The organism is Staphylococcus sp. HL28 (assembly GCF_021117155.1).
In the GTDB taxonomy this organism is placed as follows: domain Bacteria; phylum Bacillota; class Bacilli; order Staphylococcales; family Staphylococcaceae; genus Staphylococcus; species Staphylococcus warneri.
On sequence record NZ_CP088218.1, the window covers coordinates 510,593 to 526,392 of the forward strand.

Annotated in this window: 13 protein-coding genes; 7 read left to right on the forward strand and 6 right to left on the reverse strand. The window is 32.8% G+C overall.

Going from position 1 to position 15,800, the window contains the following annotated elements; genetic code table 11:
• Position 1 precedes the first annotated feature (1 nt).
• Positions 2-691, forward strand: a complete 690-nt coding sequence (locus LPC11_RS02300; protein ID WP_023373976.1) for an ABC transporter permease — start codon at positions 2-4, stop codon at positions 689-691.
• Between the two features lie 62 nt (positions 692-753).
• Here LPC11_RS02300 and lrgB read toward each other — a convergent pair whose 3' ends face one another.
• Positions 754-1,458: an antiholin-like protein LrgB gene (lrgB, locus tag LPC11_RS02305; RefSeq protein ID WP_023373974.1), complete on the reverse strand. Its 705-nt coding sequence runs from the start codon at positions 1,456-1,458 to the stop codon at positions 754-756.
• 2 nt (positions 1,459-1,460) lie between these two features.
• Entirely contained in the window at positions 1,461-1,907 is a 447-nt protein-coding gene (lrgA, locus tag LPC11_RS02310; protein WP_002450376.1) for an antiholin-like murein hydrolase modulator LrgA, read from the reverse strand.
• Between the two features lie 601 nt (positions 1,908-2,508).
• On the opposite strand from lrgA, the gene LPC11_RS02315 reads away from it, so the two are divergent.
• The 5 genes from LPC11_RS02315 (at position 2,509) to LPC11_RS02335 (ending at position 7,336) form a co-directional block, all read left to right on the forward strand.
• Positions 2,509-3,912, forward strand: coding sequence for an MFS transporter (locus LPC11_RS02315; RefSeq protein ID WP_023373972.1), 1,404 nt, complete (start codon positions 2,509-2,511; stop codon positions 3,910-3,912).
• 510 nt (positions 3,913-4,422) lie between these two features.
• Entirely contained in the window at positions 4,423-5,355 is a 933-nt protein-coding gene (locus tag LPC11_RS02320; protein ID WP_023373970.1) for a 2-dehydropantoate 2-reductase, read from the forward strand.
• Between the two features lie 102 nt (positions 5,356-5,457).
• A complete protein-coding gene (locus LPC11_RS02325) occupies positions 5,458-5,919 on the forward strand; it encodes a GNAT family N-acetyltransferase (RefSeq protein WP_023373968.1) in 462 nt (153 codons plus the stop codon).
• 54 nt (positions 5,920-5,973) lie between these two features.
• Positions 5,974-6,447, forward strand: coding sequence for a DUF1440 domain-containing protein (locus tag LPC11_RS02330; RefSeq protein WP_231307331.1), 474 nt, complete (start codon positions 5,974-5,976; stop codon positions 6,445-6,447).
• A 37-nt stretch (positions 6,448-6,484) separates the two neighbouring features.
• Positions 6,485-7,336 carry an NAD-dependent epimerase/dehydratase family protein gene (locus LPC11_RS02335; protein ID WP_023373964.1) on the forward strand — a complete coding sequence of 284 codons (852 nt, stop codon included), beginning with the start codon at positions 6,485-6,487 and terminating at the stop codon, positions 7,334-7,336.
• A 63-nt stretch (positions 7,337-7,399) separates the two neighbouring features.
• Here LPC11_RS02335 and yidC read toward each other — a convergent pair whose 3' ends face one another.
• Both yidC and LPC11_RS02345 read right to left on the reverse strand, forming a co-directional pair.
• The gene (yidC, locus tag LPC11_RS02340) at positions 7,400-8,212 is read right to left on the reverse strand and encodes a membrane protein insertase YidC (protein WP_023373962.1); all 813 of its coding nucleotides are present in this window, start codon (positions 8,210-8,212) and stop codon (positions 7,400-7,402) included.
• A 141-nt stretch (positions 8,213-8,353) separates the two neighbouring features.
• A complete protein-coding gene (locus tag LPC11_RS02345; protein ID WP_023373960.1) occupies positions 8,354-9,862 on the reverse strand; it encodes a serine hydrolase FLP in 1,509 nt (502 codons plus the stop codon).
• Positions 9,863-10,116: 254 nt separating this feature from the next.
• Between LPC11_RS02345 and LPC11_RS02350 the strand changes: the two genes are divergently transcribed.
• Complete coding sequence (locus LPC11_RS02350; protein ID WP_002466462.1) at positions 10,117-11,946, forward strand: APC family permease; 1,830 nt, start codon at positions 10,117-10,119, stop codon at positions 11,944-11,946.
• 66 nt (positions 11,947-12,012) lie between these two features.
• Here LPC11_RS02350 and LPC11_RS02355 read toward each other — a convergent pair whose 3' ends face one another.
• Together LPC11_RS02355 and LPC11_RS02360 are read right to left on the reverse strand one after the other, a co-directional pair.
• Positions 12,013-14,196 carry a cation:proton antiporter gene (locus tag LPC11_RS02355; protein WP_023373958.1) on the reverse strand — a complete coding sequence of 728 codons (2,184 nt, stop codon included), beginning with the start codon at positions 14,194-14,196 and terminating at the stop codon, positions 12,013-12,015.
• 125 nt (positions 14,197-14,321) lie between these two features.
• Positions 14,322-15,725 carry an amino acid permease gene (locus LPC11_RS02360; protein ID WP_023373956.1) on the reverse strand — a complete coding sequence of 468 codons (1,404 nt, stop codon included), beginning with the start codon at positions 15,723-15,725 and terminating at the stop codon, positions 14,322-14,324.
• Positions 15,726-15,800: the final 75 nt, after the last annotated feature.

Below are 15,800 nucleotides of genomic sequence, written 5' to 3' on the forward strand. Positions count from 1 at the left end.
CATGAAAGGTAATTTATTCCAATCTATCATTGAATATTACTCATTAAACTTTGGCTACCTAATGGAATTATTCTTTAAACATTTACTTATGTCAGTATATGGTGTGCTCTTTGCATGTATCATTGGGATACCGATTGGCATTGTCATTGCACGATATAAAAAATTAGCATGGCCAATCATCACGATCGCTAATATCATTCAAACTGTTCCAGCCATTGCTATGTTGGCCATTTTAATGTTAGCGATGGGCCTTGGTCCAACTACTGTAGTTGTTACCGTATTCTTATATTCATTATTACCAATTATTAAGAATACGTACACGGGCATTGTAGATGTAGATGAGAATATTAAAGATGCTGGTAAAGGCATGGGTATGACGAGAAACCAAGTTTTACGTATGATTGAATTACCACTATCTCTTTCAGTCATCATTGGTGGTATTCGTATTGCACTCGTTGTGGCAATTGGAATTGTGGCAATTGGTTCATTTATCGGAGCGCCAACATTGGGTGATATTATCATCCGAGGTACCAACTCAACAGACGGTACGACTTTCATACTTGCAGGGGCAATACCTATTGCATTAATAGCCATTTTAATTGATTTAGGATTAAGATTTTTAGAAAAACGATTAGATCCTACACGTAAAAGTAAAAAGAAATTTGAACATCAACCACAACAAATTAAATAAAATATAAAAAAGAGGTCTGAACTATAATTTTTGTTCAGACCTCTTATCTTATTCTGAATGATTTAACCTAATAAAATAGGTGCTAATATTGGGACAATTGCGACGACGATGACACCAACGATAACAACGGCAATACTACCCATTGATTCTTCAGTTTCACCTAAATCTTTTGCGGCTGCAACACCTAGTGTATGACCACTAGAGCCCAACGCTAAACCACGTGCAATTGGATTGGTAATCTTAAACCATTGTACAATCTTAGTACCAAGCGCAGAGATAACAACAGCATTAAGAATAACAGCTAATGATGTTAACTCTTTTACACCACCGATACCTTCAGATACTGGTAAGGCAATCGCTGTTGTAGCAGCTTGAGGTAACATTGATGCAACAATTTGATTGCCAAATTGGAATAATGAAGCAACTAAGTAAATTAATATTAAAGCTACAACTGTACCTAATGCGATACCACCAAATATTTGTAGCCAATATTTTTTTAATACATCACGTTTTTTATATAAAGGTATAGCAAAACTGATTGTCGCTGGCTCTAAGAAGAAGTATATGATGTCGCCACCGATTTTATAACTTTGATAGGTTATACCTGTTAATTTTAAGAAAGCAATACCTACAACCATACTTACAAATAAAGGTGCAAGTAAGAAAAAGCCATTTGTCTTTTTATAGAAATATGTAGCTATAACAAATGGGATTAATGATAATAAGATACCGAAATAGGGTGTATTAATACCTAAATAGTCCGCCATGATTAACCTCCTATACGACTAGTTTCTTCATTTTTCTCTTTACTTGGGAATAGAGATTTAGTCACAAGTAATTGAGATGCATAACCAGTACATACTAATAAGAAAATAGTTGAAATAATAATAAGTAAGATAATCAATATCGGACTTTTACTTAAAATTGGTAATGAATTGATAACTGAAATCCCAGCTGGAACGAATAAGAAACTGATGTTATTCGTTAAAGCAGTTCCTACGGATTCTACCTGTTCCAATTTAACAATGCCAGTACATAAAGCTATAAATAATAAAACTAAACCGATTACTGAAGCGGGCATTGGGATAGGCATGATTGCTTCAATGATCTTGGAAATAAATAAAATAACTGCAAGTGTTAAAGCCTGTTGGAAGAAATGATACACTCTTCCAGATGTATGTTGAACTCGTTCACTTTGAGAAGGTGAGTTAGCCATAACATACATTCCTCCTGTTCTATTTGTATAAAATGATTTGGTAAGAACGTTTGGATTTGTCAAAAATACGACTCACTTACTCATTTAAAACAAAAAAAGCGACTGACTTGTTATTTGGTTTCAAAAAAATAAATAAAGTTTAAATTGCAAATTTCAAACGAATCTTTTGTGAAGTAATTCACAAGTGATTATACAATACATTTCATATTAATTTGTATATTGAATTCGTCATTTCAGTGACAATTTTCAAAATAATTAATAGGAATCATCGTTATCAATTTAACAAATCCTCGTATCATCAAAACGAAAACGCTTACCTACATTAACGATAATACTATCAATTGTATACTTCAAGACGTTATGGAAAAATAAAAGTAATTGGTGTAAAATATAGATTTATATATACAAATATTCTAAATATTGAAAGAAATTAAAGGGTAAAGGTAAAGACATATTAAATCGATTTAAAAATAATGATTACTAATTTAGACAAATAGAAGGAAAGAGATTGTTATTAAATCAAAGGTCATAGCATTAAGTCGATTTAAAACCAAGTAAGTAAGAGTAGGAAAGTGTTTTTTGTAGGAGGAATTGATATTTTATGAACAAAGCTTCAAGAGAATTTGAAGGAGATAATAGGCTTCTTCTTGGAATCATTTTAGGTGTGATTACCTTTTGGCTATTCGCACAATCACTTGTGAATCTAGTTGTCCCTTTGCAATCTACATATAAAAGTGATATCGGTACGATTAACATAGCAGTAAGTCTTACAGCTTTAATGTCAGGCTTATTTATTGTGGGTGCCGGTGACTTTGCGGACAAATTTGGTCGTGTGAAAGTCACGTATATTGGATTAATTTTAAATATTATTGGTTCTTTGTTAATTATTATCACGCCATTAACACCATTTCTAATTGCAGGAAGAATATTTCAAGGGTTGTCTGCTGCATGTATTATGCCAGCAACACTAGCTATTATTAACCAATATTATATTGGTACAGCAAGACAAAGAGCGTTAAGCTACTGGTCAATTGGATCATGGGGCGGTAGTGGTATTTGTACACTCTTTGGTGGATTAATGTCAACGCACTTTGGTTGGAGAACCATCTTCATCGTATCTATTGTATTAACATTATTATCAATGTATTTAATTAAACATACACCTGAAACAAAAGCTGAACCAGTTATTACTGAAAATGGTGAGAAAAAGAAATTCGATATTGTTGGCTTAATGATCTTGATTATTTGTATGTTAAGTATCAACGTGATTATTACGCAAACATCTAAACTAGGATTATTCTCACCCATTATTTTAAGTTTAATTGTGGTATTCATTGTTTCACTTATCGGCTTTATTATGTATGAAAATAAGATTAAATATCCTTTAGTAGATTTTAGTTTATTTTCAAATAAAGGATATAGTGGTGCAACAGTTTCTAACTTTATGTTGAATGGTGTTGCAGGTGGGACACTCATTGTTGTTAATACATACTACCAACAGCAATTAGATTTTAATGAATCACAAACAGGTATGATTTCATTAACTTATTTGATAGCAGTATTAATTATGATTCGTGTAGGTGAAAAAATACTACAAGTACTTGGTCCTAAACGTCCGTTATTAATGGGTAGCGGAATTACTGCACTTGGTCTAGTATTACTGTCATTAACGTTTTTGCCAGAACCTTGGTATATTACGTCAAGTGTCATCGGTTATTTATTATTTGGTACTGGCCTAGGTATCTATGCTACACCATCTACGGATACAGCTGTAGCACAGGCACCTGACGAAAAAGTAGGCGTTGCTTCAGGTGTTTATAAAATGGCATCATCTTTAGGAAATGCATTTGGTGTTGCTATTTCTGGAACGATATATGGCGTATTTGCATCCCAAATGAATATGGAGTTGGGTGGTTTTATGGGTGTAATCTTAAACGCAGTCATTGCCATCATTGCATTCTTCGCCATTTTATTATTAGTTCCAAAGAAAGCAAGAAATTTATAATTATAAGTAAGAGGGAGTGGGACAGAAATAATAAAGAACCACTAATCATTTATTATTTAGAAATTAGTATTTCTTTATCGTTGTCCATCCCCAATTTGCATTGTCTGTAGATTTTCTTTTCGAAATGCTCTATGTTTGGGGGCCCGTCCCCCCGGCAAGGTTGACTAGAAAGAGAAAAAGCTTGATACATTAGACCGTCTTTGTAATTGATTACTTAGACGGTTTTATGCATGAACTTTACTTCATGCATACCTCTAAAGCTTAATTTGAACACATGAGTCAATACGCATGTGTAAGTCATTCTCATTTCTATAAGAAAAAGAATGACTTTACAGTCAACGACTGCCTAAATATCAATGTAACTTGAAATATATATTTATGTCCCAACTTTTTTTATAAATAACTTTACTTTTAATGTTAGAAAATTATGAAAATTAAGTTATGTTCATTGACGATATTAGTCTTAAATAGTATTTTAAAGGTAACTTTACCGAGGAATGAGGGATTGGAATGAAGATAGCTATTGCAGGTTCAGGTGCATTAGGAAGTGGATTTGGTGCTAAATTATTCCAAAATGGATATGATGTAACGCTAATAGACAGTTGGGAATCACATGTTAAGGCTATTCAAACGAATGGTTTACATATAGATATTAATGGTGAACAATGTCACTTAGAAATACCAATGTATGATTCAAGAGACATACCTGAAGATGTACTATATGATGTTGTATTTTTATTTCCAAAATCAATGCAACTTAAAGAGGTATTGGATTATATACAACCACATATTAACCACTCAACCATCGTTGTATGTACGATGAATGGGCTCAAACATGAGCGTTTGATTGAGCAATATGTCCAATTACCACAAATTGTGAGAGGTGTAACAACTTGGACAGCAGGCATCGAAAGTCCAGGTTATACGCATCTAATGGGTAGTGGGCCAGTTGAAGTAGGTGCATTGGTTACAGAGGGTACTGATAATGTTAAAACAATCGTAGACATTTTGAATCAGGCAGAGCTAAATGGTGTATTAAGTGATGATTTACATCAATCTATATGGAAGAAAATTTGTGTGAATGGGACAGCCAATGCACTATGTACGATTTTAGAATGTAATTTAGCAACGTTAAATCAAAGCGATGATGCTAAAAATCTTATTTATAAAATTACCCAGGAAATTGTGCATGTAGCAACGATTGATGATGTGCATTTAAACCTAGATGAAGTGTTTGAATATCTTATCGACTTAAATGATAAAGTAGGCCCACATTATCCTTCTATGTACCAAGATTTAATTAACAATCATCGTAAAACTGAAATTGACTATATTAATGGTGCTGTTGCTCGTTTGGGAATGGAACACCATATCGATGCACCAGTGAATCATTTTGTAGCCAATATGATTCATGCTAAAGAACAACAATTAGGTGCACAATAAAATTAGATACCTATTCTTAAGCTTGTAATCAATTTATGATTTGCTTATAAGCTTTTTTACTGAAAAAAAGAGCTTAACAATCTTAAAATTGAGGTGAGTAATATGATTGTTTATGAAATAGAAAATAAGGCTGTTAACAAATATATGAATTTACTATTATTAGCAGATCCTGAAAAACAGGCAATAGAACAATACATTAATCAATGTCAGGTCTATTTACTTAGTGATCAGCACCAATCCCAAACGCTAGCTATTGCAGCAGTAGAAAAATTATCTGATACAGAGTTAGAGCTGAAAAACATTGCTGTTCATCCTTTATATCGCAGAAAAGGACAGGGTACTTACCTAATGACATGGTTATTTAATAAATATCACAACATGACAATGTATGTTGGTACTAGTGACACTGAAAGTACGCTCAACTTTTATTATCGATTAGGCTTTGAAGACTATGATATTAGAAAAAATTTCTTTATTAGCCAATATGCACATCCTATTTATGACAATGGTAAATTGCTCAAAGACATGAAAATGCTCAAAAAGGATTTGAAAAATATGTCTTAAGTAAATATGAAAGGGTAATGATAAAAGGAAAGATAAGTTTAAGGAGATGTTCGTATGTCTATATCATACAAGAAAGTGATTATGACTGGTCTGGTTGGTGGCTTCTTAGGAGGCGCTGTTAAAATGGGCTGGGAAGCATTATTACCACCTAGAACCCCAGAACGTGATGAAGAGCCACCACCAATGACGATGCTTAATCAGTTAGGTTTACCAGATAATGTTAAACATGCAAGTTATCATTATAACGGTAACGAGATTCCGCTTACAATAATGGGTGTTCATTATGGATTTTCAGTAGCGAATGCATTAGGGTATGCACTTATCGCAGAGAAATGTCCTCAAGTAAAAGTATTTAGAGGAAGTGTTTTTGGTGTGTTAGTAAATATAGCCTTTCATGAATACTTACTGCCTAAATTATCATTAACACCTAAAGTAGAAGATTTACCTAAAGAAGAAAGATTTTCAGAATTACTTGGGCATATTATTTGGATGAATACGATAGATTTTGTACACTCGTCTAGCAAGTAATTAAATCCCCCTATATAAATAGAGAAAAGGTGAGACTATGAGTAAAATATTTGTAACTGGTGCGACTGGTTTAATCGGTACGAAATTAACAAAAAGATTATTAGAAGAAGGTCACGATGTAGCTGGCTTTACAACATCTGAAAATGGCAAAAATAAATTAGAATCAGCAAATGTAAAAGCCTATGTCGGAGATATTTTGAAATACGATACGATTGAATCAGCAATTGCGGATTTCCAACCAGAGATTATTATTAATCAAATTACAGATTTAAAAAATGTAGATATGGCAGCAAATACTAAAGTTCGTGTCGAAGGTTCTAAAAACTTAATCGATGCAGCTCAAAAATACAATGTTAAAAAAGTCATCGCACAAAGTATTGGCTTTATGTACGAAGCAGGGGAAGGTCTTGCTACAGAAGAAACACCATTAGATATAGAATCAAGTGGTGACCGTAAAGTAACAGTTGATGGTGTTATTGGACTTGAGGAAGAAACATCTCGTATGGATGAATATGTTGTATTAAGATTTGGTTGGTTATACGGACCTGGTACTTGGTATGGTAAAGATGGTATGATATACAATCAATTCGTAGATGGTAATGTTACATTATCTGATGGTGTTACTTCATTTGTACATCTAGATGATGCAGTTGAAACGTCAATTCAAGCTTTAAACTTTGATAATGGTATTTATAACGTGGCAGATGACGAGCCTGTTAAAGGATCTGATTTTGCAGAATGGTATAAACAGCAATTAAATGTTGATCCAGAGATTAACATTCAACCTGCACAACCATTTGAACGTGGTATTACTAACGATAAATTCAAAGCACAAGGTGGTAAATTAATTTACTCAACTTGGAAAGATGGTATGAACCCAATTAAATAGCGTATATGAAAAAGCACGACTTAGCCTAATGGTTTAAGTCGTGCTTTTTACTATGAATGAGTTTTAACGTTGTGCTTTATGTTGCTCTAGTGATTGTCTTAGTTGTTTGGCTTCTGAACGGCCAATCTTAGCATAGTGACGATGTGCAAAATGCATTTGGATGATTAGAAATGCGGCACTTACCGACCAATAAAGACCTAAAGCTGAAGCAGAATGTAAAGATGCATAAGTAATGAAGATCGGTGATAAAATCATCATGACATAATATGTTTTACGTTCATTTTTAGGATAATGAATTGAATTCACTAAAGGTTGAATCAAATACATGATTGCTGCTATTAGCGTCATCATAATATTCGGTTCAGTTAAATTAAACCATAAAAAGTGTGGATATTTAGTAATACCATCACTACTTGGATATTTTAAGCTCATATATAATCCCATAAGAATAGGGATTTGTATAATGACAGGTAAACAACCGATGATATTTTTAAATGGATTGATGCCATATTGCTTATATTTCTTCATCAATAGTTGATTTGCTGCGTTTCGTTCCTCCTGAGAATCTGCTTCTTTTATCTTCTCTCTAATTTTATCAATTTGTGGTTGAACGACCTTCGTTTTCTCACGCATGATATGCATATTTTTTACTTGAATAAGCATAAATGGTAATAAAATAAAACGCACTATTAAGACAATAGCTATAATAGCTAAACCGTAGTTATCATTAAACAATCGGCCAAATAAATGTAATAACCGATCCATAGGTTGTACAAATGTATTATAAAACAATCCTGTACGATTATCAGATTTTGAATAATCACATCCTGATAAACATAAAACAGTGATTAATAATAGAGAAATTCGTTTGGCCATCATTGACTTCCTTTTCATATGAAATATCTTTGTTTTAAAGGTATGAAATCAATCATTACATACAATTTTAGTCTAATATAACAAACTTAGAACATCGTTTTGGTTACTTATTCTTAACTGTTCATTTTTTAAACGTAAACGTTAGTTAGAATGATGTGTGCGTTTCTGACTTAAAATGATGATTACAAGTAATATAGTAATTAAGATGATACAACTATAAAAGCTAAATAGAGCCCACTTAGCGTGTGCAGGTAACCATGTCATTACAAACGACCAACTATTATTGCCTAAGACAAAGTACGGTAATAAATAAATCGCAACACTTATTAAAACGAATACTACCATGACTAAAATAAAGGCATATAGTGAAGCTTTGCTTCTTTGTACCATGTATTTGCCGTGTTTGATGGCAAATAAGCGACGTAAGATAAAGTAGAGACTTATAATAACGCCAATCATGGATATGATAGAGATGATGACGTTCATATTGTGAGCTTGATCTATTTTTGTCTCAATGGTTGTATAGTGTTTGTGGTTCATGACTTGTGCATTCAAATGGTCAGCAAGTTGTGTTACTTTATTAGAATTCATATTTGCTAATACGACGATACCATATGATTTTTTAGGATTGAGCAATATAACTGATGAATAGTTATCAAGTGTACCGGTATGGTATACATAATCTGCGTGCGAATTAGTAAACCATCCAGCAGCATATCCATTGGCATCATCTTCACCTTGTGATTCATTTATTGTTTTTTGAGAGTCTTTAACAATATCTTTTGTTTTAGATGATGGTTCTAATTGCATTTTAACCCAATGTTCTAAATCCTTTGTGTTAGACATTAAAAAGGCTGAAGGTGTATCGCCAATATTGAATGAAGGTGCACTTTTTTTAATCGTTCCACTTGATTGTTCATAACCAACGGCTTCGTGTTTATTTTTAGAGTTTGTCTTTTTAAATGTTGTGTGTTCCATATGTAGCGGCTCTAAAATATGATCTTTTATATACGTGTTATAAGATTCTTTAGATACATTCTGAATAATGAGGCCTAATATATCGTAATTCATATTGGAATATTCAAATGTGTCTCCAGGCTTATGATTGAGTTCCTTCCCTCTGATACTTTGAACTAAATTTTTAATAGAGTCGCCATATACCTCGGTTTGATCCTCACTTGTAATATCTGAAGGGATACCACTTTTTTGACCAAGCAATTGTTTAATCGTGATGTCTTGTTTTTTACCATCGTATTTCATATAAAAGCCTGGAATATATTTAGATACATGATCATTAAGACTAAGTTTGCCATTTTTAGCTAATTCTAAAATGGCATATCCGGTAAATGCTTTGGTATTTGATGCAATTTCATATCGTGTTGAAGGCTTTGCTTTAATTTTCTTCTCGACATTTGCATAACCGTATCCTTTATTTAAAAAGACTTTATTATCCTTTACGATTAATACCGAAGCACCAGGTATATCGCCAGATTTCATATCTGACTTTACAATGGTATCAATATAATTTTGAGAAGATTGAGTGAGTAAAGTTTCATTTTTATTATATGCCCAAAAATGTTTCGTAATGATCACAGCAATGATTATGGCAATCATCATTAAAACAGTGATGATGAATGGTTTCTTTTTCATGATTCTAATCCTTTATTATTTAATGTTGTGTCGTTGTTAATTTTGTGTAATTTATTATAGCAGGTTTTTAAATGTTTTAGCGAGTTAAAGGATTTATTTTATGAATAACAGATGATTAGAAAAATGAATGAATTAAAAGTGTTATAATACTCTAAAGTAGTATATAGTTAGTAAAAAGATATAGTGTTAACCTATACAATTTTCAATGTTGGGAGTATAGTTTATCCATCAACATACAAAGAGGTAGTAGTGTTATGTTTAATCAAATTAAAAGACTTTTAATTGGGCGTCCCAAAAAGAATAGGGACTTGAAAAACGAAAAAATCACTAAATTTAAAGCATTAGCCATTTTATCATCAGATGCATTATCATCAGTAGCTTATGGTCCAGAACAGATATTAATTACATTATCTGTTGTAGGCGCAGTAGCGTCTTGGTATACATTACCTATTGCTGCAGGCGTTCTGATTTTATTAGCTGCATTGATATTATCATATCGCCAAGTGATATATGCTTACCCTAAAGGTGGCGGAGCATATATGGTATCGAAAACGAACTTAGGAGAGAAGTGGGGACTTCTTGCTGGTGGTTCGTTATTGGTCGATTATATATTAACCGTAGCAGTTAGTATATCCTCCGGTGCAGATGCGTTTGTAGCTGCATTTCCAAATTTATATGATTACAAAGTACTCATAGCATGTTTATTAGTATTAGTTATTTTGATATTAAATTTAAGAGGTCTAACTGAATCGGCTACTGTATTATCTTATCCAGTGTACTTATTCATAATTGGATTGGTTGCATTAATTGTTGTGGGAACGTGGCGTGTTGCAACAGGTGACATTCAACCCCATATGCAATCTTCAGTAGGAACAGCAGTACACGGCGTGACACTCTTTTTACTATTAAAAGCATTTTCTTCAGGGGCTTCTTCTTTAACAGGGGTAGAGGCTATTTCAAATGCGGTGACAAACTTTAAAGACCCAGCACCTAAAAATGCAGTAAAAACGTTAGTCACAATGGGTAGTATTTTAGCATTCCTATTAGTAGGTATCGTAGGATTAGCTTATGTATATGGCATTATGCCACAGACTGAGACTACAGTTCTATCACAATTAGCAACACAAATCTTTGGTGACAATGTGGCATTCTATTTTGTACAAGCTACAACAGTATTGATTTTAGTATTAGCAGCAAATACTGGTTTTACAGCATTTCCAATGCTAGCGGCATCTATGTCTAAAGATAAATACATGCCTAGAATGTTTACAGTTAGAGGGGACAGATTAGGTTATTCTAACTCAATTCTAGTGTTAGGTATTTTTGCGATTATATTAATTATCTTATTTAAAGGTAAAACTGAAAATTTAATTCCATTATATGCAGTAGGTGTGTTCATTCCATTTACATTAGCGCAATTTGGTATGGTGTTAAAATGGTTTAGAGAACGTCCAAAAGGTTGGCAGGCTAAATTAGCAGTTAATACATTAGGTGGTACGATTACATTTGTAGTATTTATGATATTCTTGATTACTAAATTCAGTCATGTTTGGCCAATTTTATTATTCTTACCATTCTTCGTATCTGTATTTGTAAGAATTAAAATTCATTATCGTAATGTCGCAGAGCAATTACGTTCTGATTTAGATGTCCATGACGTACCAGTAGTAGATCGTAGTTTAGCAATTGTACCGATTATGAGTATTACGACTGTCGTTGATAAATCAATTTATTATGCACAAATGTTAGCGAATAATGATGTGATTGCAGTGCACGTTTCATTTGGTGATGAAGATGAAAAAGCATTCCAAGAAAAATGGAAGCAACACTTTCCTGACGTAAGACTTATTATTTTACATTCAGAATATAGAAGTATCATCAGACCGATATCACGATTTATTGATAAAATACATCGTAAAGCCGAAGATCAAAATTATTTAATCACGGTGGTTGTTCCGGAATTTATTCCTAAGAAACCTTGGCATCATTTATTACACAACCAAACCAGCTTACGATTAAAAATGCATTTAATATATCAAAAGAACGTGATACTATGTACTATTCCATTTAAACTTAAAAAATAAATTAAAAAGCCGTCACACTCATCAATTATTTAATGAGTGCGACGGCTTTTAGTTTGAGACATATAGTTAATATTTCTCTGCAAATACTATTTCATTGTAGTTGATATTTTCTCGTAATTGACTTGCCACTTTAGGTGATAGTTGATTACGTTTAATTAAAGCATCTAAATATTCACGTTCAGCATAAATAGCTTGGAGGTGAATATTTTGTTGCGCTTCAGTTGTTAATTCTTTAGAAGTTTGGTTTGATTTATCTTTATTTTTATTACCTTTACGTCGATTTCGTAAGGCACGAGATAAGTTGTGATATTGATCAACAACTAAACTTACTTCTAATACGTTTGAAGCATTTTGCTCTTTTTGCATACGTAAAATAATATGATGATTAACGATACGTAAAATTTGTTGCACCTTTTTCAAATCATTTTGATAAACTTTTAACATTTCTGTACGGTCAAGCTGTGCTTCTTCATTGTGATGTTGCGAATTATTTTCAGTTTGATTTGATTTGGTTGGTGAGACATGATCTTTATGAGCTTGATCCTTTTTAAATCGATCATACTCTTGTTTACGTAGATTCTTTCTGGCTTTAAAACGAAGATAGAACATTCTAAAGAAGCGTGTAAATTTTTTCACAAAGGAAGCTTCTTTATACGAATTTGTAAGTTCTTTAACATTTCTATAGTTATTCAACTCTTGTGAATTTATTTTACCTTTATTGATAAGTCTTTCTAATGTGGCAGTTTCTTCTTCCTCAGCAATTTCTGCTAAACGGTGTAATTCTTTAGTATTTTGATTATCCGGCTCTGCATTAATTAGGAATGACATTTCTCCATAATATTGTGTTAATACAGGTCTATAATCAATGTCTTTATTCTTTTCAGATAGTTCTTTAAGGCGACTTATAACCGCTTGCATAATGAAAATTTTTGCTGATTGATAGGTCATACCTTCATTTCCTGTTGATTTCTCTGATTCTGTGATGAAAGGTAATACGACTTGCGCCATTATTAAGCTGATAAGTACCATTAATGAAGCTATGAATAATAAATCATTTCGATACTCGAAGGTTTGGTGATTATTGATAATCGTTGGCAATGTTAAGGCCATTGATAATGAAATTGTTCCGTGTATACCACACATTGTCATAATAAATGAATAACGTATACGGCTTGGTGGTTGTTCTTCAGCGATATCCGTGTCTTCCAAGTAACGTTGTAAGTGATTTGGATAATAGAAATCTTTGTATAGTAAGAACACCCAGATAAAACGAACAACATAAATAGCTAGTGCAATAAGCAAACTAATCAATATTAAGAATTTTATATTATCTGGTTCTACTTTGATGATTTGGATGACAACTTCAGGAACGATGAATCCCAATACCACGAATACGAATCCGTTTAGGGCATAACTCAACGTATTCCAAATTTGCGAGTAGCTCATTTGTAGTTCAGTTTGTGCACGAATGAGTCGATCGCGTTCCCAACCATGTATAAGACCTGCAACAACAACTGCGATAATGCCTGATGCATGGAACAACTCTGCAATAAAGTAAACGGCAAATGGTGTAAGTAATTGAATGAATGTTAAAGTATTATTGTCTTTCATACCTTTGTTAGCAGTTAAGTAAATACGTAATCTGACAACCACTGAACCTACAATAATTCCAATTAAAATACCAATAATTGTAGACACGATAAATTGCTCTATCGCATTTACAGCTGAAAAGACACCTGTGACTAAAGCTGTAACGGCAATTTTAAATGAAATAATACCGGCAGCATCATTTAAAAGTGATTCACCTTCAAGTATGGACATTGATCCTTTAGGTAAGACTTTCCCTTTTGTGATAGCTGATACAGCAACTGCATCTGTTGGGCATAGAATTGCTGCAATAGCAAAAGCAGCTGGCATTGGTAAATTAGGCCAGATCCAATGAATAAAGAAACCTACACCAATAACAGTAGTAAATACTAAAGCCATAGCCATTAGAATAATTGGTTTTTTATATTCAAGTAATTTCGTTCTTGAAACATGCGTACCTTCAACGAATAACAAAGGTGCAATGACAGCCATCATAAAGACTTCAGAATCGAAATCAAAATGTATGGGTATTGGTAAGATGAAGATAGCCACACCTAGAGCGATTTGTATAAAAGCAGTAGGGATTTTAGGAAATCGATTATGTAAAATCGAACTAATCACTACTGCAATTATAAAGATAATAAAAGCTTCTAATAATTCCATAGAAATCTCCTTGTGATAATGATATATATTATTCTACCTTATATTTTCACATTTACAATTTAAACAAATTAGACAAAAAAAGGTATAATCGACAAAATCGATTATACCTTATAATAATATAATTATTATGTGTTTTCTACGTGTTTTTGATCAGATAAACGCTGTTTTTCAGCTAAGTCTTTAGCGTTATTTTTATACTTTTTATAGTAGAAGTATAAGAAGATGAACCAGAATGGTGAAATAAAGATAGCAGCTCTAGTATCATCGCTAAAGAATAATAATACGAAGACAAATGCAAAGAATGCTAATACAACATACGCTGTAGCTTGTCCTCCAAATAGTTTAAACTTATTATCTTTATGTTCTTGCGGATTCTTTTTAACATAAATGATATAAGAAACAATAATCATTGCCCACACAACTAAGAACAATACTGTAGATAGTGTAGTGACATATATAAATAATTGAATGGCATCTGGAAAGATAAAGTTAAGTAATGCTGCAACTAATAAGGTAAATGATGACACGAACATTGATAAGTAAGGGACACCATTTGAATTGGTTTTACTTAACACTTTTGGTCCTAGACCCTGTTTAGATAAGCCGAATAGAATACGACTGTTTGAATAAATGCCACTATTTGTCGCAGAAGCAGCAGCTGTTAATACTACGAAGTTAACAATACCAGCGGCAAATGGGATACCAATCAATGTAAATAACTTCACGAATGGACTGCTATCTGGATCAATACCATTCCATGGAATGACAGACATGATAACGAGTAGTCCACCAATATAGAATAATAAAATACGAATAGGTACGTTGTTGATTGCTTTAGGAATCGTTTTCTGAGGATCTTTTGTTTCCCCAGCCGTAACCCCAATTAATTCTATACCTATGAATGAGTACACAGCAATTTGGAATGACATTAAGAACCCAAATGCACCATGTGGAAACATACCGCCATGTTTAACGAGGTTAGTAAATGATGCATGCCCGTAATGTGTTTTGAAAGAAAAGAATATCAATACTAAACCTACAATAACCATAGCGACAATTGTGACTACTTTAATAATTGAGAACCAAAACTCTAATTCTCCAAATAGTCTTGCACCGAGTAAGTTAAACGAAATTAAAATTAATACTATGAATAATACTGTGAGCCAGTGAGGTACTTGTGGATACCAAAAGGCAAAGTATTGTCCCATAGCTGTTAAATCAGACATACTTGAAACTATCCAACAAATCCAATATGTCCAACCAATCACGAAACCACCGAAAGGTCCGATGTATTCATTGGCTATATCAACAAATGAATTGAATTTCGTATTACTTAATAATAATTCCCCTAAAGCACGCATAAAAGCAAAAAGTATCATTCCGATAATCATATATGTGAATAACAGTGAAGGTCCTGTAAGTGAAATCGTCTGTCCAGAACCTAAGAATAGCCCTGTACCAATTGCACCCCCAATTGCAATTAATTGGATATGTCTGTTATTCAACTCTCTATGTAGTTGTCTTGCCATAATGTTCCTCCTCAGGAAAGCAAAATAAACATTTTTGTGAAAGCGTTTTCTTTTTATTAATACTATAGAAATAGT

Bases quoted from the DNA above. Each gene is read 5' to 3' on its own strand.
- LPC11_RS02300 (WP_023373976.1), top strand. From the start codon at position 2: ATGAAAGGTAATTTATTCCAATCTATCATTGAATATTACTCATTAAAC.
- lrgB (WP_023373974.1), bottom strand. From the start codon at position 1,458: ATGGCGGACTATTTAGGTATTAATACACCCTATTTCGGTATCTTATTA.
- lrgA (WP_002450376.1), bottom strand. From the start codon at position 1,907: ATGGCTAACTCACCTTCTCAAAGTGAACGAGTTCAACATACATCTGGA.
- LPC11_RS02315 (WP_023373972.1), top strand. From the start codon at position 2,509: ATGAACAAAGCTTCAAGAGAATTTGAAGGAGATAATAGGCTTCTTCTT.
- LPC11_RS02320 (WP_023373970.1), top strand. From the start codon at position 4,423: ATGAAGATAGCTATTGCAGGTTCAGGTGCATTAGGAAGTGGATTTGGT.
- LPC11_RS02325 (WP_023373968.1), top strand. From the start codon at position 5,458: ATGATTGTTTATGAAATAGAAAATAAGGCTGTTAACAAATATATGAAT.
- LPC11_RS02330 (WP_231307331.1), top strand. From the start codon at position 5,974: ATGTCTATATCATACAAGAAAGTGATTATGACTGGTCTGGTTGGTGGC.
- LPC11_RS02335 (WP_023373964.1), top strand. From the start codon at position 6,485: ATGAGTAAAATATTTGTAACTGGTGCGACTGGTTTAATCGGTACGAAA.
- yidC (WP_023373962.1), bottom strand. From the start codon at position 8,212: ATGGCCAAACGAATTTCTCTATTATTAATCACTGTTTTATGTTTATCA.
- LPC11_RS02345 (WP_023373960.1), bottom strand. From the start codon at position 9,862: ATGAAAAAGAAACCATTCATCATCACTGTTTTAATGATGATTGCCATA.
- LPC11_RS02350 (WP_002466462.1), top strand. From the start codon at position 10,117: ATGTTTAATCAAATTAAAAGACTTTTAATTGGGCGTCCCAAAAAGAAT.
- LPC11_RS02355 (WP_023373958.1), bottom strand. From the start codon at position 14,196: ATGGAATTATTAGAAGCTTTTATTATCTTTATAATTGCAGTAGTGATT.
- LPC11_RS02360 (WP_023373956.1), bottom strand. From the start codon at position 15,725: ATGGCAAGACAACTACATAGAGAGTTGAATAACAGACATATCCAATTA.